The sequence below is a fragment of the Robinsoniella peoriensis genome (assembly GCF_000797495.1).
Classification (GTDB): domain Bacteria; phylum Bacillota; class Clostridia; order Lachnospirales; family Lachnospiraceae; genus Robinsoniella; species Robinsoniella peoriensis.
Genome location: NZ_JTGN01000004.1, coordinates 106,027 through 128,462 on the forward strand (window position 1 = coordinate 106,027; position 22,436 = coordinate 128,462).

A 22,436-nucleotide genomic window follows, 5' to 3' on the forward strand; every position below is an offset into this window, starting at 1 on the left:
GCTACCTCCTCACTTCATAAGCTTCTGCCAGTTCATCTGAAACACGGGAAAGCATATCAATTTCCTTTTTAAATGTTTCTGTCAGCCCTCCCTCATCCTGTACCCTGCAGACAGTCCGAATAGGAAGTTTCTCCTCAACTGACAGAAAATACTTTGCATTTACCGGATAATACTGGCGCTCAATGAGAGACATCATGGCAAGCTGGTCTGACAGTTCTTTTGCTTTCTCATCCTTATAGTGCTCACATAACCATACGTAAAGCTCCGGATGGAAATTGGCCATTACCCCACTGTAACCTGAAGCCCCAATCTGCAGTGACTCCAAAAGAGTTGACGTGTTTGCATTATACAGCTTTAATTTACTTCCTTTCAGCCAGGAAAGTTTTTCCTCAATCTGACGGATATCGCAGCAGGTATCTTTGAGAAAGTAAAAGCGCCCAGTTCCCAGGCACCAGCGGATATTATCTTCCGACAAAAGCCGTTTGTAGGGATACGGACATTCATAGAATCCAAGAGGGATATCCCTGGGTATCCTGGCAAGAAGCTGTTCACAGTTCTTCAGCCAGATATCATCTCCCTCATCTTTTTTGGCTAGCCTGTTTGTAATAAGAATAACAGCATCTACTCCTGTCGATGCCATTTCGGTAATTTCTGCCTCCTGATCCTTTAGGGATTCCGAAATATGACCGGATGCGATAACCGGAATTCTTCCTTTGGAGGCTTGTACAACGGCTTTTGCAACCGCAATCCGCTCCTTTAGTGAAAGCTGGAACATTTCACTGGACTGGCATACCGCGAACAATCCGGAAACTCCTTTTTCTATGTACCACTCCACCAGACTCCCCAACGCTTCATAGTCCACTTCATTTTCTTTTGTGAAAGGTGTCAGCATAACCGGCCAGACCCCTCCCGGAAATTGTTTCTCCATTTCCTTCTCCTCCTTTTTGTTCTATAATATAGAACAATGTTCTAATAAATTTATTTAAGTAAAACTTAGGTATCCATGTACCTAAGTTCTTCCTTTAAATCCTGCTTTCAATCAGCTTTACGTATTTCTTGATCAGCTCTGCAATCTCCACAATTTTTTCATCAGTAAAATGTACCGATGCCCCGCTTACACTAATGGCTGCCACTACCTGCCGCCTGTTATCAAAAATAGGAAGTGCGACACATTTAATTCCAAATTCATGCTCCATATTATCGATTGCATATCCTCTGACCTTTGTAAGCTGCAGCTCTTCCAGCAATTGTTGCCTGTCTGTAATAGTATTTTCTGTGTATGGCCGCATATCTGCCGATATACACTCCTCTATCTGCCCGCTATTCATACCGGATAACATTGCTTTTCCTAAACCCGTGCAATACATCTTTGCACGTTCCCCCAGCAGAGACCGCATCAGGTAGGTTGCATCTGCGGGATAGGTTGCATCCAGATACAGCACCTCATCTTCCCTTGGGACTGCCAGATATACATTTTTATTCGTTGTATTTGCCAACTCCTGCATATAGGGCATAGCTACTTTTGTCAGTGTAAACCGATCACCTAATGCTCTGCTTAAGTCAAAAATACCAATTCCCAGGCTGTATTTCCCTGTCTCCGGGTCTTGTTCCAAATATCCCATAGCCTTATAGGTATTCAGGATATTATGTACATTGCTTTTATACAAGCCCAGCTGCTCACTAATTTCAGTTACACCCAAATTGGGCTTTCTGGTAAAGCAATTCAATACTTCAATTGCCTTCTGAAGGCTCTTCACTTTTACTTCTGTTTCCATACACTCACCCACCCGTTCTGTATTAAAGAACATTGTTCTTATATTTCTTATATTTAAATCATATCACAAACAATCAGATATGACAATTGGCTGAAATATGCAAATTTTCTCTTAACGCTTTGTTCATTATTAACATACAAGGTTCTGTCATATAGAACAGTGCAGAATTCCGTAATTTATTTATCACTTATCATTGTCATTTCAACCATATGTATTATTTTTTTTCGTACCTCATAGATCCATTTAGAATCCAGTAAAAAATGTGTAATATTTAGACAAAAATTCGAATGTCAATTTTCTCCAGCTTCATCTATTATATAATATAGAGGCACGTAAAAAAGGAGAAGAACGTATGAAAAAGAGAATGAAACGCATAACTGCAGCCATAATGGCGGGTATCTTCATAACCAGCACGCTTTCGCTGAACTTTCCAATGAATACTTTTGCGTCAGAATCGGAGTCTGCAGAACAGAATACTATGGAGCAGGTGGAAACAGAACCGCTAACCACAGAAACTCCGGGCATAGAACTCCCCCCGTCTGAAACAGACAGTATCACAGAACAGAATACCGTAGTTGAAACCCTAGATTCCATTGACAGCATCTATTCTGAAACAACAGCCAAAGCTCTGGAAGGCTGGACTTTGGTTGAAAATGATTCCGGTTCCATTACATATGAAGGCACCTGGAATCAATATTCCGAACAGGGACACAGCCAGGGCAGCGCTCATCAGTCCGACGCCGTTGGCGCTACCGCAAGTTATCAGTTTACAGGTACCGGAATTCAATGGATTGGACAAACAGATACAAATTTCACAAAAGCAAAAGTATACCTGGACGGTGAACTAATGGCTATGCCTGACTCCAATAACAGCCCTATGTATCAGCGTACAATCTATACGTTAATCGGTATCCCTTATGGAGAACATACTTTTGTGATAGAAAGTCAGGGTCCACCTAATTCAGCTCACAATATTAATTTTATAGAATTAGATGCACTGGCTTACACTACTGACCAGACACCTGTAACAGCTGACAGCCTTGTAATTAATAATTCTACCGGCAAAATGAAGACAGGTGAAACACTACAGTTAGATGTATCCTTAAAAAAAGGAGACAGTCAAGTGTACGCAAGTGGGCTTTCCTTTGCAAGCAGTGTTCCTGCTGTTGCCGAAATAAATGAAAAAGGCCTTATAACAGCCCTTTCCAACGGCAAAACCCAGATCACTGCCTCCATAAATGGCTTAGATCAATCCTTCTGGCTGGAGGTCAGATCAACACAGGTGGGAGCGCTTAGAAGAGTTATCGATAGTGAACATCCTTTGTTTTATCACCATTTGTACCGCCAGTCCAATCCCGAAAATCTTGGACAAGGACAGGATTCTCTTCAGGGCGGACTTGACATTCAGACATTCTGGGACAGCCTGGATACAGCCATGACACCGGAAACCAAGCAGTATCAGGCAATTCTCATACATGCAGGCGGCAATATTAATGATGACGAAGACACCAGAAGATGGTATAAGATGGAAATGGATAAGACGACAGCCGATCAAATTCCCTTTTTCCTGATGATATCCAACTCTTACACCGACCATCCTTTTGACAATGATTGGCTGGCTGAAATGTATGAACAATATCCAAATATGCTTGGCGTGGTATACTCGGAAAATCATGCATCCGTATGGCAGAATCATGGCGGATACCGAAGTGAGGAAATTGCATCTAAACTGGAATTGTCTGCGGAATACGGCGGATACGTTATCTTTGCAGATACCAACAATTATGATGAATACATGGAAAGCACTTTAAAAAATACCGTCCTCATGGAAGCTGCTAAAAAATACAGAGACAACTTCATCATTATGCCAAAGTATACCAGCCAATGGAGCATGGCAGGATATAATTCCTATCAGAGCGTTGCCATGGGTACCTGGCTGAGCGGATATGCCGGAAACTGGGGATCCTTAATTGATTCCTGGCAATGGTGGGATCTCTACTACTATAACGATCCTTTCCGCGAAAACCGCGTAGAACGTCTGGGCGGTGGAGAAGAATGCCGTCACCCATTTTCATTCCCGGAATTAAATTATCCAATCCGTATGCTGTCTGAAGCCAATTCGGGTGCTACTGTATTTTCATTTGAGCATCCCTTTTACAGTACAGCCATCGCAAGAAGTGAAAATGAACCGGCTTATACCACTCCTGCTTTTGATAACGCCATTGTACAGGCAATGGACTATATGATAGCAAACCACAGCCAGACACATGAAGAAGTTATGAGCAGAACCAAAGTTGCATTTGATTCTGGAAAAGGTACGCTCAATAAAACAGCGGAAGCTGGTGTGAATCTGATAAAGGCTCTATACGGCGATGGGAATTTAAATCATAAAGGAGACAGATCAGATGAAAATGAAATGCTGATGATGCAGCTTACCGGAAGATATGGAATCATTCCATCTATTCCTGCCCTTGCAACGGATGAAGATAAAAAAATATTTACCGATAATGGGATACAGCTGCTGAACAAAGATTCCGTAATAGAAAAGTTCAAGAAAAATACGCTAGATGAAGTAAAAACCGGAAAAGATACCGCAACCCAAAAAGCTGTGCAGGAATATTTCAACCAGTTTTATGAGGAAAATGCAACTGGTAACGCTTATGTTCAAAACATTGACAACTACTGGTTTACTTACAATAACCGCTGGATCGGATATCCGGTGTCATCTCTTGTACAGACTGCGGATCTGAAAAATACAGAATTTGGCAATGGCATTCATGTATCATTTGATCCTTATACCTACATTAATTTCTTAGAAACTAGCGAAAAAGTTACTGTCAATTTCAATAACTATTTCGTAGATAAAAGTGATATCTGGGAAAACTACACACAACGCTGGGATGGAGACTATAACCTGCTCTTCCAGGATTATCTGATGGAAAACTATATTCCAAAAGATAAAACCCGTGATAATGAATTTAAAAAAGCTTCCATAACATTTAAAGGCCTCCAGTCTAAACCTGAGATTCAGAATCTGACAGGGCTTAAAAATCAGTATGATGCCCCTAAAGAAACCTGGAATGAAGAGACAGGAGAATATACTTTAGAAATAAACGCAAACGGGTATATGAATTTTGAGATAGTAAAAACAACACCTGAAGAGCCCCTCAACACGGACCTCTTACTCCAGGCTATTGACAATGCCCAGGAAATCGTGCGGGATAACTACACTGCTGCTTCTTTAAACAGCTTAGACAGTGCGACGGCAAATGCTTATAAAATCATCGTTTCACTTCCGGGAGACATCACCCAGGAAACGGTGGATCTTGCAGTGGCATCCATACAAAATGCCATGAAATCATTGGTAAAAAAACCTGCTGATCTGACTGTACTCATAACCGGCATTAATCTGGCTAAGAAAATTGACCGGACAAAATACCAGGCAGGTTCCTTATCCGTATTGGATAAAGTATTGGCTGAAGCTGAACGTATTGTGAAATTAAATCCTGATATTGATGAGCAGAATACCGTCAATAACACCTTGCAGGCTTTGGCATCAGCAGTAAACAATTTAAAGGAAAATATTGCACAGCCTGAGAAAAAAGCTGATGTATCGGCATTAACCGCTGTTATTAACAAAGCCGCAAAGCTGGATAGAAATAAATACACTACAGAAACCTTAGCGGTTGTTGACAAATCTATAAAAGCAGCACAGGAATTATTGAGCATTAGTCCCAAGGCAGAATTGCAGACTCTGGTTACGATCACTACAGAATCCGCCGAAACAGCAATCCGTGGATTAAAGAGTGTCCCACAGATCCCGAAAAAGGGAACTAAAGTTACCATTGGAAATTTCGTATATAAAATTACGAGCGCCACTTCCAAATCCAGAACTGCTGCTGTTGTGAAACCAAAAAAGAATACATTTACCAAATTAACGATTCCTTCTTCTATTAAAGTAAATTCATTTACTTTTAAAGTAACCGGAATTTCTGACAAGGCTTTTCAAAAAAATAATAAGCTAACTTCCATAACAATTGGTTCAAATATCACTTCTATTGGAAAACAAAGCTTCAGTGGCTGTTCAAAGCTGAAAAAGATATTAGTAAAATCTTCATCGATAAAAACAGTGGAAAAAGATGCTTTAAAGAATATTCATAAAACAGCCACCATTCAGGTACCTGCTAAAAAATGGTCTTCCTATAAATCAAAATTTAAAAACAAAGGGCAGGCGGCAACGGTTACTTTTAAAAAATACAAATCATAAGCTGTATACTTTTCTAACTCCATATAATTAATGACAAGCGCCAGACCGTGTCTAAAAGACACTCTTGCGCTTGTCATTATTGTAAAAGGCAGCTCAGATTTCCTCCCTGGCAATTCTCACCCAGTCTGTCAGATTCTTTGGATTCTTGCCCAATGTATGATTATCTTTCATAATAATTTCCACACAATTATCCCGGCATATACGCAGTGTCTCTCTAAGTTCCCGCCGGACTTTATCCTGATCCAGTTCTGATGATGCCAGATCAGTCGGCGATGGCTTCAGGGAATAGATATAGTCCTGCTTCAGTTTAGATGCCATTATTCTTTTATCTGCCCAGGGTGATACTGAGACTCTGCGAAGATTACTTACCTCTTTTACTATATCAAACCTCTGGTCCATTGGTTCGCAGCAGCCGTAGCATGTCAAACCAAAACGCTCCATGATTGGTTTCTGGTAGGGAAACACAAATTCTTTAAACATTTCCGTTGATACCCCAACTGTGATCTGACTCTCAGCCAGCCCCCACATATCTTTGGTTCGAACCCTGCCGGTATAATCAGATGCCGGAAGTTCCGTAGTATAGCCAATTCCCCCGGAACCTACATAGGAATTATCATTATTCATTGAAAAAAGATCATTTTCCTCAAGGAAATCAAGTTTTGCCATAACTCCATCCCGAAGCATTGCCATCATTTTGTGTATATTTTCTGGTTCATCATAAAAATCATACATCAGCTGTTCCATGCCTCTTAAGAAAGCTGCTTCATCCGTCAGGCCAAATGACCAAAACCATGCCGTATTTAGCTGTGTTTTCAAACTGCCCTCAAATAAATCGCAGGCAGTTTCAAACAACTCTTTTGTTGCATTGCGGTTCAAGAGAAACTCTTCCTTTTCCACCTGGGCAAGCTCACCATAGTCTTTCATAATCGCATCAATGTGATAGGATTTCCCCTGTTCCATTTTTATGCCTTTTGTAAATTTAGATTCTTTTCCCTTTAAACCCCAGGATTTTACTTTGTGAACATACGGAAGTGTAAATACGGGTTCCACGACATAATCATCATTCATATATTCGCCCCAATAAATCTGTTTTCTGATATGTAACTCCCAGTATCTGGCTATACTGTTTTCGCACTCTATCTCTTCATCCGGTATAATTTCATTCCAGCCATTTTCAGGATCACACAGAATCAGAGGGCGGGCACATTGCAGCATATTGTGCGCAGTCCACAGTTTACGCCTTTCTGACATCACCGGCTTAGCCGCTGACTCTGCCATTCTCTTAGCCAGTTCTCGTAAGATTTCCTTATCCTTTTTTGGAAATTTCAAATTGCTGTAATCAGCCATATTAAAATTCACTCTGATATTCATATGTTCCATAAACAATCACTCCATTTCAATTAAGTTCTTACTATAGATTGTACAATCTGATATAATGAGTATAGTTGAAAGAATCCTGCTTAACAATCGAAATAGTTGCTGTTCTATTATATCAAAATTGCTGTTTTTAGAGAGGTCCGATATGAATATTGAACGTAAGAGTTATGTGCTTGGAAATGAAGCCGGAGTATCTCCCGGATCCGAGTTTTTCATTGCATCAGAAGAATGCAAGGATACGGATATCTTCAATCATCTGGTTATGTGCGGCCAGTACCATTGTATAGACGGTTATGTGATAGACCGTCTGTTTTATGACTGCATTTTTATTGCTTATATTGATCAGGGTGCCATGGATATCGATTACGAAGGATCCCACTATACCGCTATAAAGGGGGATGTTGTTTTCATGGATTTAAAAACCCCCCACCGCTATGGCGCTGCAGGCAGCCTGGATTTTAGCTGGCTTCATATAAAAGGAACTATCTGCAATAATATTTATGAACACTATCGCAGTAAAAACGGTATTATCATCCATGACTATACCTGTAATGATATTAAAACTAATATTCGTTTTATACTTTCTTCCTTCAAAACAGGACAGATGCTGAGCAAAACAGATCTGTCCTCCGCAATCTATAAGACCCTGATTTCTTCACTTTCTGCCGATAATAACAGCACTGCCTCAAAATCAACCAGAGTCTCCACTGTTGCTATTGAATATATGAAATATAATCTCAGCAGCAAAATCAACCTCATTGATATTGCTGACTCGGTTCACATGAGCAAATATCATTTTATACGGGTCTTTAAAAACAATACCGGATATTCACCATATGAGTACCTGCAAAAGCTGCGCATAGATACTGCCAAACATCTGTTGCAAACAACAGATAAAACTATCGGAGAAATATCAAACGCTGTTGGCTACCAAAGTGAGATGGGATTCACTTCCGCTTTTAGTGAAAAAGTAGGAATCTCACCGGGAAGATATCGCAGCAGCCCGTTTTAACCGGATTCAAGATATTTCGTTACTGTTGGAAAAAGGATATTTCCGGTTGTGCTTAGAACCAGAAATATCCTTTTTAATTTATTTTACAATTTTCACTGTTTTCTTCTGTCCCTTATTTTTCAGGATTTTTGTCTCATATTTTTTCAGGCATGACGAAGGCACTTTCATCTTTGCATTTTTGTGGATACCGGTGAATGCCTGGGATCCGGCTAATTTCAGCTTTTTACTTTTTATGGTAATACTCTTTAAACTGCTGTTTTTATAGAATGCTTTTTTACCGATCTTTGTCAGTTCTGTGCTTTCTATATGAACGGATTTTAGTTTTTTGCACTGATAAAATGCGTTGTCACCAATTGTTTTTACGTATTTTCCAACCGTTGCTTTTTTCGCTTTCGTACAGCCTTTAAATGCAGATTTTCCAATTGCAGTTATTTTAAAAGTTTTGCCTTTTATTTTAACTGTTTTGCCGACTTTAATGGAAGTGAGGGTTTTCTTCGTCACTCCGGTTAGGGTTACGGTCTTGTGCTTTAGGCTGGTCACTTTATAACGGTAGGTACCTGTTGTATAAGTCTTTCCTGTGATAATGGTATTTTCCTGTTTTTCCTTTTCCTTATATTGCCTTTCCAGTTCATTGTATCTGGACTGTGCCTGGGTTAGAAGGCTGTAATTTGTGACCAGTTTTTTCTGATCCGGGAACAGCTTTTGATACATAGCCTGTGCCTCGTCGATCTTATTTTTGGATGCCTGGCTATAAGTAACCGTCCCAACCGCATTAATTTTAATCACAACTGCATCAGCAGCTTTTAGATTATTACAGGTTTGACGGGCCTGTTTTAATTTACTGTAGTTCGTTACCTTTGTCTTCTGGACTGCATTTAACGCTGCATATTCCTGCTCTGCCTTTATGATCACCTGCTCACTTTGGATGGTGATTTTATCTCCGATTTTATTAATAAAATCCTCTACCGCTCTGACTGCCGGATCAACAGGTTCTGTGGGGTCAGTGGGATCTTCCGGGTCTGTTGGTTCTGTCGGTTCTGTCGGATCTTCCGGGTCTGTTGGTTCTGTCGGTTCTGTCGGTTCTGTCGGATCTTCCGGATCTGTCGGCTCTTCCGGGTCTGTCGGTTCTTCCGGATCTGTTGGAGCATTTACCTTCAAACTGTATGTGGCGCTTTGTGTACCATAGCTGTTAGATACTGTCAGCGTAAGCTCTGATTCCCCGGCCATTATTCCCTTTACGGTAGCCCTGGCGCTGCCTTCCCCATCTGTTATTTCCACACTTCTGCCTTCTGTGACAGACCATTGATAGGTATTGTCAGATACATCCGCCGGAGCGGCTACTATTCCAGTCAAAGCAGCTGTATCACCGATATTGATGGTATTCTTATCAGCATGGACTGATACCGCAAATCCATCTGCTTTTGTCCATATAAGCATTTTAGTCGCATTATTCTGTCCGTAAATACCGTCATCGCCCCGGTTATTCCATGCATAAAAAGGAATTGCCTGTAGTTTTGCCGGAACTAATTTTCCTCCTGCTTCGTAATATACATCTCCGGTGATTTCTACGACGCCCTTAAGCAGCTCCGGGTTATATTGCGCTGTAAATTCTGTGGATCTGGGAATCACATAGTTCAATGGATTCAGATTTTGGACTTCAGGATTTAAACTGGTATTCCCGGCTTTTTCTATGCTGTATACAAGAGGCCCTCTCTCGATTGCCACTCTCCCGCTATTTGTTTTGACATTTGGATTCGCTTCTGTCAATCTTATTTCCATTGGCATATCCACTGTAATTACATCACCTGGCATCCATTTCCGCTTAATGGCAACATATCCATTGACAGCTTTTGCTGAAATATTCTCTCCATTTACTGAGATATCCGTATTTTTGTTTTTCTGGTCCTGAATCCAGCCCGGAATCCTTATATTAACAGTGAATTCCTTTTCTGACTCCGGTGTAACGGTGATGGCTGTTTTCCCCTCCCATGGGTATTTTGTCTCCTGCTTTAATGCCACTTTTGTGCCGTCTACATTTACTTTTGCATCGCTTCCGATGTACATATTTACATAGACATCATTTTGATGGACAGAATACATATAACCGCTCAGGGAAGCAATTGTCCTCATTAGGTTCGGAGGACAGCAGGCGCATGCAAACCATTCTGAACGGGCATTTCCATTAGATACCTCAAGGCGTGAATCATAATAGAAGAGATTTCCTTCCAGATTCGTTCCTACCAGTATACCGTTATAAAGTGCCTTTTCCACTACATCCGCATATTTTGCATTCTGATGCACCAGATTCATTCGCTGGTTCCAGTTAGCCACTGCAATCGATGCACAAGTCTCACAATAGGAATCATCATTGGGAAGCTCATAATCTCCGCCAAAGTCTTCTCCATGAGATCTTACCCCAATACCGCCGGTTATATAGGTTTTTCTATTTTGTACGGAATCCCAAATAGTGTCCAGCGTATCCAGATAGGCCTCTTTGTCAGCATCTCCATCCGGCAGTAAAGTTGCTACATCCGTTGCTCCCGCATAGAGATATGTGGCACGAACGGCATGTCCCACTCCGTTTTTCTCCTGTGTAAAGGGCGTTTTATCCTGGGAATAGTCACCGCCTTTGTAATTGCTTTCCCTTAAGGATTGATCTTCCCCTCTCCGGTCAATCAGCAGTTTGGCTGTATCTATATATTTCTGGCCTGCACCCTCACCTTCGTACTCTTCTGCAAGCTTCGCCAGTTTTATCAAGGCAAGTTCTATTTCCTCATGCCCCGGAACTTCGTGGCGCTGCCCGTCCGGTCCGAAAAGGCGTACAATATCATCTGCAAATCTCTTGCCCACTACATAAAGGCTGTAATCAGGATCTCCGATTCCTTCCCGGTACCGGGTATACGCTACGACTGATTCAAAAAAATGTCCTGCTATATACATCTCATGATTGCTAAAATCCCGGAAGCGATGAGTGCCGGGAGAACTTCCTCCTGCAAATGTAGTGCTCCTTAAAGTAAAGTGTGTATTAATATAACCGTCTGCATATTGAACCTGCTCAATCTTACTGATCCAGTCAGCTAATTTATCCTCTAATTTTGCTCTTTGTGCTGCAATTTCCGGATCCTTGTCATCCTCAATAACTGAGAGCGTATATGAAATTGCTTCGATGGATTTATAGATATCCGTATCCTGGAAAACAAATCCATGAAAAGGTTCATAGGATTCCCCGTTCAATTTTTTAATTGCATTATCAAAATTTGGTTCTCCGCCTGCTTCCATGGCTATCCTGCTGATTCCTGCATTTAGAGAATTCAACGCATTCACTTTCTGCTTTGGCTGCCAGAACTCATCATTCAGTTTTACATTTTCAAAAGTTACCGCACTATTGGCATCCGGTGCTACAACGGGTTTCTTTACCGTGATCTGTGCTTTGGCATCCCATTGCTCACCTCCGTAATTGACTGTTCCGTTTACGGTAAATGTCTTTCCTGCCTGATCCGCTGCATACAGCTTAGGGTCTACTGCTTCCCATTCAACGGGCATCAGTTTGGAATTGAATTCCTCTCCAAAGTCGAACGCTTCTGTTCCGCCATTCTGTGTCTTATTAACACTTTTCAGCGAAGGAGTGGGATCGTCGAAGCTAATTCCATTTACAACAACCATTTTGGGAAGAATCGGCTCCCTTCCGGCTGCCGTTGCCGTGATGTAATCATCAATACTCTGTATGGATTCCACCGATACCGGAAAGGATACTTCCCGCTGCGTAGTTCCATAAGTGCATTTTAATTTTAAGGCACCAGCTCCAGCCGCTTTTGCCGTTACCGTAATCTTACTGGCATCTGTATCATTACCCGTTATTTCCAGAATTTCGCTGTACGCCTCGGGAACAGACCATTCATACGTAACATCAGGCAATTCTGAGGGTATGCAAAATCCCTGGTACTCAGCAGTTTCGCCAAGACCGATCCGCTCTTTTCCGATGATTTTAGCAGCAAAAAGTTCGTCCTTAATTGGTTCGCCATACACCTCCCATTCACTGATTCCAACTCCATTGCTTCCCGTTCCGCTGCGGTCTATGTACAGCCGCATCTGCGTTGTTCTGACCGGTGTCTTCAGGAGTACGCCGTTCCAGTAACTGTTTGCACCATTTATTCCGCCGTTATTGCCATCATACCGAACCCCCACAGAAGACGTATCCACATCATTTTCGTCCTGCATGTCCGTAATTTCCACCCAGTCGTCCAGTGTGTTATCATAGTAATAAGCTTTGCAGGATTTTGGAAACGTCACATTCCCACTTGCATTTTGCGTTGCATTATCTGCCCACCACATCACTTGCATACTGGATATTTCATAGGGCTCCTCCCACGTCAGCGTAACCGGTGTGGGATATGAACCACTGTTATTCCAGGTATTCCATGAGGTCTGCGCATTCCCCGTAGCCAATGCACCGTTGTTCACATTTGAAGCTGGCGTATTTTCACGATCTGCTGATGCTTTTGCATTTGGTGCAATATTCACACCCTCGCCAATCTTAGATATTACTTTTTCGCCAAATACCTCCCATTCACTTATCCCGATACCATTGCGGTTTGTTCCGTTGCGGTCCACCACCAGGCGTACTCCCTTTGTCTGAACCGTTTCTGCAAACGTTACACAATTCCAGTATTTATTTTTGCCGTTTAAACCATTTCCGTCGCTGGCATCATACACCACGCCCACTTCGGATACTAAATTTTGATTTTCATCTGTCATATTATCAATCAAAACCCAGTTGTCGCTGTTGTCCAGATAATACACCTCGCAGCTCTTTGGAAATGTAACAGAATCTGACCCTGCCTTATTGGCATTGTCCGCCCACCACATGACACGCATCCCGGATATCTCGTAAGTTTTGTCCCAGGTTAACGTCACCGGAGTGGGATAATTCAGCAGGCCATCGGACTTCCAGGTATTCCATGAAGTAAAAGGATCACTCGTCGCCAGACTGCCGTTATTCACATTTGCAGCCGATGTGTTTTCATGTTCGGCAGAAGCCACCGCCTTTAATGCAATGTTTTCTCCCAATTGCCCTTCCTCAGCATGTACGTTCATACACGGTAATGCCAAGACAAGTAGTGTAAAGCTCATAACCGTTGTTAAAATCTGTCGTTTCACACCAATTCCTCCCTCTTTTTCGCAAATTTTTATGCGTTTATTATCATTATTATAGCTATTGGAATTTTAAAAATATACGGGATTTTATACTGTGTTTGTGTGATATATTATGAATACACCGGGAACCTCCATCCTATTATTATAGTCTGGATGTGCATCGCATTTTTAGCGTTATGTGATGTGTCACAGCCTGTCCATGGTATGGCATAAGGAGGTCTATTATATTGTAATTTGGTTTTCTCTATCTTTGTATTGTAATTTATTAATGTTAGTGGATTTATTTCAGATAGGTTTTTAAGTTCTTTATATCATTTACTTTTCATTACATCAAAGTATACATTCAATACATTGGAAAAATATATAGCAGGAAATCTGTTAGACTTCATTAATAACAGCCCCAGATAGAATATGCCCTTCGTTTGGATACCCCTTCGTTAATTAATAAAAACGTTGAGGTATTGTATAAAACATTCATAAACTGTATAATTGAATGATATTTAGCGGGAAGCATCCTTCCGGCAAATTTACAATTGACATCATAAAGTAAGATACTATATGAATCAGGAGAGGAAAACTACTCTATGGAAATGAAGAAAAAGGAAATAAAGAGCAGTTGGAAAATGACGTTGGAAACAATTTTGTTCTTTACAATTATATTAGGTTTCATTTTATATTTTAGCTGGTATGCTTTAAGATTTTTATCAGCCGGATTTATTTCTTTCTTTTTCCTCCAAATTCTCCTGGAATGGCCCTTTAGTCTGGTAACGGGTTTTGTAATAGCTGTTATCATCGCGTTCTATAGAAAAACCAGCATTACCATGCTAGATGATGTAATTTTAATTAAGCGTTTTGGTTACCTCATGGAAATACCAAAAGTTGATATCATACGGTTTCATACGAAAAGAACACAGATAGGATACAATTGGCTGCAATATACCATTCGCCGAAGATATCTTGTTTACTATAATGAGAAAAAAGAAGAAAAGATGCTAAGACTATACGATTTCAACGCTTCCAATATAGAGGCTTTTTTTGAACAATTGAGATTACAGCTAAGTGAAACAATTTCCCCTCTGGAAAAATCTGAAATGGTTTATGAAGCGCAAAGAGATCCTGATTCTTTTCATTTATTGCCGGAAGATATTTTAAACAATGAAAAACGCTCCATATTGAAAATAGCAATCATTGAATTAATTTTATCGTTTCTCGGAATACTTCTCATTTTCTTAATGGAAAATGATGTAAGCTTCATGCCGCTTATAGGATTCGTTATTACCTTTTTTTCAATCCTATTGCTTCTGGTAGAACCTATTCGTTTGTATCTTCTGCATAAAAGAGGGAAAACTTGTCCGAGAAACATTACATACATGGGTACATTTATTGTTATAGATCACAAGCACTATCGTTTAAATGAAATCACGGAAGTAAAGATGACATCACCAAGGAAAAAAAGCAACTCCATTTATCCAACACAATACTTTTTATGCATAGAGCTGAATAATGGCAAACGGGATCGTTACTGGCTTGGCTCTGAATCTTCCTTTAGTGAGTATTCTGAATTATGTCGTTTTGTTGCTGATTCTATGATGATTTTTGCCGAGAAGTTTAAATATAACTGAGTCCTATAAAAAGAGAGTATTGCCCGGAACCTAAATCCCCCGGCAATACTCTCTATCTCATTACATTAATTACCCCGCTATTTTCTGGTAGTTACCCGTTTACTGCTTCCATAACTGCTATAACAGGATAAACCAGCCGATTTGCGGTAAGACCTGACTGCATAATAATATTTCTTTCCTTTTTTTGCCTTCCGGTCCACATATGTTCTGACATTTGATTTAACAGTGGCAACTCTCTCCCATTTTGCTTTTTTGGAAGTCGTTTTACGATAAATCATATATTTCTGTGATCCCGCAACCTTTTTCCGACTGCCCCATTATTTTATGCTACCATATTATTTTCAGATATTCTCTATTCCATTGCCAAATGTGTTATATATAGAATCTACTTAAAATTGTTCTGCCCAGGCTTTCAGTTCATCTATACCTGCATCTGCATGAAAACGTTTGCCATCCATAAGGTCAGCACCTTTACAGGAATCTTCCAGTTCCACATTTGTCCTTCCCATTCCACTGCTGCCGGATGTTGCAAAGGGTATAATTTTTTTCCCTTCCAGATTATAAGCTTCTAAAAATGTATTGATAATAGTCGGAGCCACATACCACCAGATGGGGAAACCCAGATAAATCATATCATACTGATCCATATTCTCTACTTTATCGGCTATAGCCGGACGGAATGATTTATCATTCATTTCCACGCTGCTGCGGCTTTTTTTATTTGTCCAATCCAAATCCTCAGCTGTGTATTTTTGTGCGGGCTGAATTTCATGCAAATCCGCGCCAATCGCTGATGCCAGTCTTTCTGCTAATCTTGCGGTTATGCCGCTCACTGAAAAATATGCTACTAATGCTTTACTCATTTTAGATTCCTCCTTTATCATATATAGCGAACTGTCTCTGATAATTCTTTACGCTGGGTATGCATAGGAAGAGGTTTCGTTCCCTCTGCGGCATAACCGATATCAAGAATCATCAGTACTTCCTCATTTTCCGGCAGTCCAAGCTCTTTTTCTGTCACTTCCGGATCAAAGAAATTAATCCAGCAGCTGTCAACACCTGCCGCCTTTGCAGCCAGCATCGCCCCGTATAAGTTAGTTTCCATATAATCTTTTTAAATGATCTAAAAATGGCTGGATTATATGTTTTGCCCCCCTATCGAATAAAATTTGTAGGTGCAAAAGACTCTTTTTCCGGAATCCCATAGGCTTCCTTTCCCAACTGAATGCTCTTGATCAAAAACGCCATATTCCTGGCCAATGTCCGCATAATCTGTAGCCCTTCAGTATCCTTCTCTGCTTCCCCTTTGTCCCTGCCATGAATCCCATTCCAGTACTGGCTGGAAGCAACCGGCATACCTGAAATGGTAAAATATTTGTTCAGTTCATCAAATGTTGAGGACAGACCGCCTCTTCTCGCCGCCACGACACTTGCACCGACCTTCATTGTCTTGTCAAAGTGCGTACTGTAAAACAGACGGTCTAGTAATGCGATCAGGGTAGCATTTGCAGAAGCATAATAAACCGGGCTTCCTACCACCAAACCATCACATGCCTCAAACTCAGGTGCGATTTCATTAACCATATCATCAAATACACACCTGCCCTTTTCCTTACACTTATAACAGGCAATACAGCCCCGAATATCTCTGTTTCCCACTTGTACAATTTCTGTTGCAATACCTGCGCCTATGAAAATCTTCTCCATTTCCCGCAGGGCTGTATATGTATTTCCATTACTGTGTGGACTGCCGTTAATCATCAATACTTTCAAGTTATCATCCTCCTCTTCTCTATGTGTGTCTATCCGTCCAGAGCGTACTGAAAATTACTTCAAACAGGCTCTGGCACTCCACCGTACCAGCAACAATAGTGACATCACTGGCATTATCATTACTGGCAGTTCGGAGTGCTATCACAGACTTGACAATCTGACTTTTCATTGCTATCATTTATATTGTACTCTTCGGTAGCAGCTACCGGTCAATAGTTTTTTTATAATTTTTTGGAGGTTCTTATGTACACAATGAAACAAGCCTGCGAAATGACAGGCATGAATTATGAAGCATTGAAATTCTATTGTAATGAAGGGCTGGTTCCCAACGTAAAGCGTGACCGTGCCAACCGCCGTATCTTTGATGAGTATGATATTGCATGGATCAATAGCCTGACCTGCTTAAAAAAGTGCGGTATGGGCCTGAAAGAAATGAAGGAATTTCTCACACTGTGCCTCCAGGGCCAGTCGTCTGTCCCTGAGAGGAAAATAATCCTGGAGAATAAGAGAAAAGACCTGCTCCTGGCTATGGATGAACTTCAAAGCTCCATTGACTACATAGACCAGAAACAAGCCTTTTATGATGATGTTATTGCCGGAAGAACGAAATATTACAGCAATCTGTTCCCCGGAGAGGATTAACTTTTACCTCTCCTTCCGATTATGCGCTTTACATATCATCTGGGTCATTGTTCCCATAGGGCTGAATGCGCACCAGGTCCGGGGTCTATACAAAAGCATTACTGTAATGCCAAGAATCGTGGATGTCAGCATAATACTATAGAATCCAAATGCAAACCGGGCGATCCAGGGAGCTGCAATGTTAGCGGAATAGGTTCAGCAGCTGCCCCCTGCCGCAATCACTGCCCCATCACCTATCGTGACACCGAAAAGTATTGTTGCATTGGAACCAACCCAGACGTTTTGCCCAATATGGATTGGGGCAGGAATCATATCCCCCCTGTATCTGGGATCTAAATGGTGGTTCAGCGTTGCAAGGACCAATGTAAAGGTTCTTTCCACAGTCGGTATAGAAAGGCGGAAACAAATTGAATGTTACATCTACCTGCCTTCCTGTCAGCTGTTCCATTCAGCGCTCTGATTTCCTGCGGTGTATGATAACTTCCATTTAATTCTGCTGTCAGACGCAAAGCCTCCTGTGAAAACCAATGCATACACTCATGTATCTTAGATCCACAGGTTATTATTTTTCCGCTTTCCATATATTCTAAAAACTCTTTTATATCAATCATTTCTGTTCTCCTGACTTTATTAATTTATTTATCCGCTACTTTTTCATTTGCAGTATATTTTGGATGCAATATAATAGCCAATACTTATATCATATTAATCAGCATAGTTGAAACCTATATATTTTCGTGTTAAAGTATTGATAAAAGTATAAATAAATTCAATTGCAAAGGAGATTTTCAGATGGAATTACGAGTGCTTAATTATTTTCTGGCAATTGCGCGAGAACAAAGTATTGTGGGGGCTGCAGAATCACTGCATCTGTCTCAGCCGACACTTTCCACACAGATTAAAAATATGGAAGAAGAACTGGGAAAGCAGCTGCTGATCCGCGGAACAAAGGGTTCTCGGAAGGTTACACTGACAGAGGAAGGGATGATACTTCGCAAACGAGCAGAAGAGATATTGGATCTTGTAAAAAAAACAGAGAAGGAAATCACGCTTTCGGACGATATCCTTATGGGAGATATCTACATTGGAACAGGCGAAACTGATGCTATACGCCTAATCGCAAAGGCTGCAAAAAACTTACAGAAATCACATCCTGGCATTCATTATCATATATCCAGCGGGAATGCAGAATTCGTTACCGAGCGGCTGGATAAAGGATTAATTGATTTCGGTCTTATCTTTTCCACCGTGGATTATACGAAATTTAATTCTTTAAAGATGCCTGCGAAAGACATCTGGGGTGTCCTGATGAGAAAAGATTCCGAGTTGGCGATAAAAGAAGTTATTACACCCGAGGATTTGTGGGAAAAACCCCTGATCTTTTCTCAGCAGGAGGACAAAGGTGGACGTATCTTACAATGGATGAATAAAAAAGCCACTGACTTAAACATTGTCGCTACTTACAATCTGATATTTAATGCTTCCATAATGGTTGATGAAGGCCTTGGATATGCGATTACTTTTAATGGAATTATTAATACAACAGGAGTTAGTAATCTTTGTTTCCGACCTCTTTCACCCTGTCTTGATAATGAAATGAATATTATCTGGAAAAAATATCAGTTGTTTTCCAAGCCTGCTGAAAAATTTTTGTCGGTCTTGCAGGATGCTTTTCGTTAGCCCGGCTCATAAGGGGCAATATCAGGTGTCTTTTCCCATCTATAAATACACCTCTATCCCATCGACCCCTTCTTCCCGTATCTCTTCCACAATGCTTCCCTGCAGCTTCTCACCGCATATCTCAATGACTTCCCTGTTCTTCCTTGTGATGATATATTTCTTTACACTATAATTCCCCGGGATATAATCCTGTTGGTTCTCTAAATGATACACCACCGGGATACTTCCCAAAAACGCTGCCTGCACTTCCCTCTGTTCGTCAATCAGATATGCCGGAAGCATTGGCTGCAGTGCCAGGGTCAGTGTCCCATCTAAGACTCTAAATGGCTTTTCCCCAAACATCATGATCTGCCACATCTGCACGAACTCTGCCGTGGATCCGCTTAGCCTGGCGACAAATCCACGCCCGTGCAGTTTCGGGTCGGGATTGGCGGAACTGGCGATAAAGGAGGAATTTTCCAGGATGCTTCTGCCATACCTCTCTTCTTTTTGAAACGGAATGGCTGCTCTTTGAAAGTCCCCGGTAAATGCATCATACAATCCGGACTTTAGCAGTTCCAGCAGATATTTATACTCCATATGGAGCCAGATTGATTCATTTTCCAGCCATCCTGGGGTAAAGGCTCTTGCACGCCCGATTTCATAGGACTCCTGTTCTAAAGAGGCATTTACCTTATACATGCCCAATGCCCTGTCGTAAAGCCCACTGTCTTTTACCTGCTGATACAGGCGGTATTTCTTTTCCCGGTTCATATCCAGCTTCAGAAAACGGACCGGGCCTTCCAGAAAATAGGGCAGCATTTTGGCTTTGACTTCCGTCGGTAGAATTCCGAAAGCGTCTTCTTCATAAGCCAGCACCTCGTAAGAAAAATAAGCCGGGCTAATGCCATGTCCAATCTCCAGGGCTTTTTCGATTCCCATTATAACCGCAGTTTGAAATACTTTTAAGATACGTACTGCTTCTTCACGGATGATTATTGCTTTATTTCCAGATAAACAGCCGCAGGTGCTCTCCCAATACGCCTCCTTCGCATCGTTTACCAGATTCCAGCGGGTCAGCATATCCTCGGTAGTCTGAGCATCCACCATCTTAACAACCAGGTTCATCAGTTCCTGTGGCACGGAAAGTTTTCTATCATACTTTTCCAGTGCAGACAGCAGGAAGCTTAAATTTCTAGCCAATTCATAGGTTTCACACATGGAGGAGCCAAGCAGTCCCGGTAGTCCGTTTAAGGCATCATACCATCCAGGCTTTCCTCCCTCCATTTCGATACCCATGCCATTTAGATCAAGGGCTGCCGTCTTCACCACACAGATTAAAAAGAGCTTTTCAGCCAGGGTACTGGTAACTTTTCTGCCATTTTCCTCCTCCAGATACTCCTTCTTATCCCCTTGGGGATTTTTCTTCAGGTAATGATACTGGCGAATGCCCTGCCTGGTATGTACATAGCGCTTTTTCCTTGGCAAAAGAGTAACCGCCGCCTGTTTGTACAGATACGTATTATCTTGAAACAGCAGGCTTTCTTCCTTTTCCGGATATATGGTCAGATAAGATTCAACCAGGTCTAAATTGTAAGTCCAGTGATCTGACCAATAACCTTCCATATAACTGGTTTTACAGTCACTTTCTGCCTGGGCCATCTTCTGGTGGAACAGTTCCTCTATCTTCATTTCCTGTCCAGGATATGCATCTGCCAGCTCCTGATAGAGCTGTCCCGGAGTAAAGGAGGTTTCTTCTCCCGCCATATGGTAAGTGGTTTTCTCAATGCCAAGGGGATTATAGCCGTCTATTTGAATGCAGTTGTAGAACATCTTTATATTGGCTTCCCGGACAAAGGGTGAAAACTGTACATCACTTCTTCTATTCTGATTGACATCCCTGAAGTTCCCGTTTCCCTGAGTATAGAACTCAGGCAGTATCCGGAAGAAATTATAGTCCCTTTCCACGTCCCCATGTTTTCTGGAATAGAGGTAAAACAGCTTGTTTCCACCCAGAATCATGGGACAGCCGCCCCGCAGTACATTGTCCAGATAAGTCTGGCGGCAGTAGAGATCAAAGCTTTTGGAAGCAGTTTTGGTGGCAATCCGGTCTGTTAGCTGCATGGTAATTTCATAGGATTTTGCTTCTTTATTCTTAAAATAGTCCGGTTGTAAGGTCTTTTCATACAGCCGCTTTAGTAATGTTTGATTTTTCGATTGCCCAAACACTTCCACAAAGGAGCAGGTTTCTCCCGGCAGAATTTCCCGCTCCAGTGCGAAGAAACAGCATGGCAGGATATTTTGCGCAATCTGCTTTCCTTCCAGCAGTTCAGACAAAGATTTTTCCTGAAAACAGAGTGGATTTTCCAGGGAATTGTCATATCCAAAAACATGCTCCTGATTGATCACAGCGGGCAGCACTTCCCCGGAAGACGCGAAAGCAAAACCAAAATTGCCGCCCTCCACCTCTTTTACTTCTGCAATGTCGTCGGTACTCACACGCATTTTACAGTAGGGAATTCCGGTCTCATGATTTAATACCTCCATCCATGCCTTGGATGTCTGTCCCTCCACCTTCATACTCTGCCAGTCTATTCCGTAGGGCAGCATTTCTGCCATCCCATCCAGTACCTCAATGGATGCCCTTTGGCTGCCTTTGTTGCAGATGTAAACCTGTCGTACCAGCCCGCCCAGTTCTTCCGATGGCAAGGTGTAATATTTCACGGTAATTTCCAGGTTCAGGTCGGTATTCTCCTCCCGTATGGTCAAATCATTCATACCAATCCGCATTTCTTTATCGTAAGCGTCCCGGGTAAATGCCTCCGTGTAAACGCCGTTTACTTTCATAAAAGTGCGAAAGCCCATTCGTTTAGTCCGCTGATAAGCCTGATGTGCAGGGTAAAATTCCATTAGGGCATGATCTTTGTCTTCTAAACCAAAGCTGGTGATGCCCTGGCCGCGATTCACATAAAAGCACCAGACCGGAATCCCATGTATACCGTTAAGTCCCGGCAGAAAGCTTGCAAAAGTCGGTTTCTTATGGTAATCCTGTATGATGTATCGGTTATTATTATCAAACATAGTCTTCTCCTTCATCCGGGTCAAATCTCCCTCAAACTGTTACACACATCTGCCCCAAAGCAATTTCAAAACAC

General features: G+C 41.6%; 17 protein-coding genes and 2 pseudogenes. 6 read left to right on the top strand and 13 right to left on the bottom strand.

Annotation, left to right across the window (positions count from 1 at the left end; all coding sequences use genetic code 11):
- Position 1 precedes the first annotated feature (1 nt).
- Positions 2-928 carry a dihydrodipicolinate synthase family protein gene (locus QR40_RS09330; protein ID WP_044294575.1) on the bottom strand — a complete coding sequence of 309 codons (927 nt, stop codon included), beginning with the start codon at positions 926-928 and terminating at the stop codon, positions 2-4.
- Positions 929-1,022: 94 nt separating this feature from the next.
- Complete coding sequence (locus tag QR40_RS09335; RefSeq protein WP_027294451.1) at positions 1,023-1,775, bottom strand: IclR family transcriptional regulator; 753 nt, start codon at positions 1,773-1,775, stop codon at positions 1,023-1,025.
- A gap of 352 nt (positions 1,776-2,127) precedes the next feature.
- On the opposite strand from QR40_RS09335, the gene QR40_RS09340 reads away from it, so the two are divergent.
- A complete protein-coding gene (locus QR40_RS09340; RefSeq protein WP_044294577.1) occupies positions 2,128-6,042 on the top strand; it encodes a glycoside hydrolase family 98 domain-containing protein in 3,915 nt (1,304 codons plus the stop codon).
- A gap of 93 nt (positions 6,043-6,135) precedes the next feature.
- On the opposite strand, the gene QR40_RS09345 is transcribed toward QR40_RS09340, so the two are convergent.
- The gene (locus QR40_RS09345; RefSeq protein ID WP_044294578.1) at positions 6,136-7,422 is read right to left on the bottom strand and encodes a hypothetical protein; all 1,287 of its coding nucleotides are present in this window, start codon (positions 7,420-7,422) and stop codon (positions 6,136-6,138) included.
- Positions 7,423-7,564: 142 nt separating this feature from the next.
- Between QR40_RS09345 and QR40_RS29720 the strand changes: the two genes are divergently transcribed.
- On the top strand, positions 7,565-8,431 hold the full coding sequence (locus QR40_RS29720) for an AraC family transcriptional regulator (protein ID WP_052430772.1): 867 nt from the start codon (positions 7,565-7,567) through the stop codon (positions 8,429-8,431).
- A gap of 78 nt (positions 8,432-8,509) precedes the next feature.
- Here the strand turns inward: QR40_RS29720 and QR40_RS29725 are convergent, their stop codons facing one another.
- Entirely contained in the window at positions 8,510-13,588 is a 5,079-nt protein-coding gene (locus tag QR40_RS29725) for a beta-L-arabinofuranosidase domain-containing protein (RefSeq protein ID WP_052430773.1), read from the bottom strand.
- 581 nt (positions 13,589-14,169) lie between these two features.
- Between QR40_RS29725 and QR40_RS09360 the strand changes: the two genes are divergently transcribed.
- Positions 14,170-15,207 carry a hypothetical protein gene (locus tag QR40_RS09360; protein ID WP_044294580.1) on the top strand — a complete coding sequence of 346 codons (1,038 nt, stop codon included), beginning with the start codon at positions 14,170-14,172 and terminating at the stop codon, positions 15,205-15,207.
- Positions 15,208-15,284: 77 nt separating this feature from the next.
- Here the strand turns inward: QR40_RS09360 and QR40_RS09365 are convergent, their stop codons facing one another.
- The 5 genes from QR40_RS09365 to QR40_RS31725 all read right to left on the bottom strand — a co-directional run bounded on the left by QR40_RS09365 (position 15,285) and on the right by QR40_RS31725 (position 17,158).
- On the bottom strand, positions 15,285-15,485 hold the full coding sequence (locus tag QR40_RS09365) for a hypothetical protein (RefSeq protein WP_044294582.1): 201 nt from the start codon (positions 15,483-15,485) through the stop codon (positions 15,285-15,287).
- A gap of 111 nt (positions 15,486-15,596) precedes the next feature.
- Complete coding sequence (locus QR40_RS09370) at positions 15,597-16,070, bottom strand: flavodoxin (protein ID WP_044294583.1); 474 nt, start codon at positions 16,068-16,070, stop codon at positions 15,597-15,599.
- A gap of 17 nt (positions 16,071-16,087) precedes the next feature.
- Complete coding sequence (locus QR40_RS09375; RefSeq protein ID WP_044294586.1) at positions 16,088-16,312, bottom strand: nitroreductase family protein; 225 nt, start codon at positions 16,310-16,312, stop codon at positions 16,088-16,090.
- 50 nt (positions 16,313-16,362) lie between these two features.
- The gene (locus QR40_RS09380) at positions 16,363-16,980 is read right to left on the bottom strand and encodes a flavodoxin family protein (protein ID WP_044294588.1); all 618 of its coding nucleotides are present in this window, start codon (positions 16,978-16,980) and stop codon (positions 16,363-16,365) included.
- A gap of 19 nt (positions 16,981-16,999) precedes the next feature.
- A complete protein-coding gene (locus QR40_RS31725) occupies positions 17,000-17,158 on the bottom strand; it encodes a hypothetical protein (RefSeq protein WP_160295793.1) in 159 nt (52 codons plus the stop codon).
- A gap of 65 nt (positions 17,159-17,223) precedes the next feature.
- On the opposite strand from QR40_RS31725, the gene QR40_RS09385 reads away from it, so the two are divergent.
- Positions 17,224-17,622, top strand: coding sequence for a MerR family transcriptional regulator (locus tag QR40_RS09385; RefSeq protein WP_044294590.1), 399 nt, complete (start codon positions 17,224-17,226; stop codon positions 17,620-17,622).
- Between the two features lie 3 nt (positions 17,623-17,625).
- On the opposite strand, the pseudogene QR40_RS33075 reads toward QR40_RS09385, so the two are convergent.
- The 3 genes and pseudogenes from QR40_RS33075 to QR40_RS32845 all read right to left on the bottom strand — a co-directional run.
- A pseudogene (locus QR40_RS33075) lies at positions 17,626-17,790 on the bottom strand (4Fe-4S binding protein); the annotation flags it as partial.
- A 27-nt stretch (positions 17,791-17,817) separates the two neighbouring features.
- Positions 17,818-17,934 carry a DapH/DapD/GlmU-related protein gene (locus QR40_RS32840; protein ID WP_152614190.1) on the bottom strand — a complete coding sequence of 39 codons (117 nt, stop codon included), beginning with the start codon at positions 17,932-17,934 and terminating at the stop codon, positions 17,818-17,820.
- A gap of 32 nt (positions 17,935-17,966) precedes the next feature.
- The gene (locus QR40_RS32845; protein WP_052430774.1) at positions 17,967-18,233 is read right to left on the bottom strand and encodes a hypothetical protein; all 267 of its coding nucleotides are present in this window, start codon (positions 18,231-18,233) and stop codon (positions 17,967-17,969) included.
- 181 nt (positions 18,234-18,414) lie between these two features.
- Between QR40_RS32845 and QR40_RS09395 the strand changes: the two genes are divergently transcribed.
- A complete protein-coding gene (locus tag QR40_RS09395) occupies positions 18,415-19,302 on the top strand; it encodes a LysR family transcriptional regulator (RefSeq protein ID WP_044294591.1) in 888 nt (295 codons plus the stop codon).
- A gap of 39 nt (positions 19,303-19,341) precedes the next feature.
- Here QR40_RS09395 and QR40_RS09400 read toward each other — a convergent pair whose 3' ends face one another.
- On the bottom strand, positions 19,342-22,362 hold the full coding sequence (locus QR40_RS09400; RefSeq protein WP_044294592.1) for a hypothetical protein: 3,021 nt from the start codon (positions 22,360-22,362) through the stop codon (positions 19,342-19,344).
- On the opposite strand from QR40_RS09400, the pseudogene QR40_RS33950 reads away from it, so the two are divergent.
- A pseudogene (locus QR40_RS33950) lies at positions 22,337-22,417 on the top strand (hypothetical protein); the annotation flags it as partial. The gene QR40_RS09400 and the pseudogene QR40_RS33950 overlap by 26 nt on opposite strands.
- Positions 22,418-22,436 lie beyond the last annotated feature (19 nt).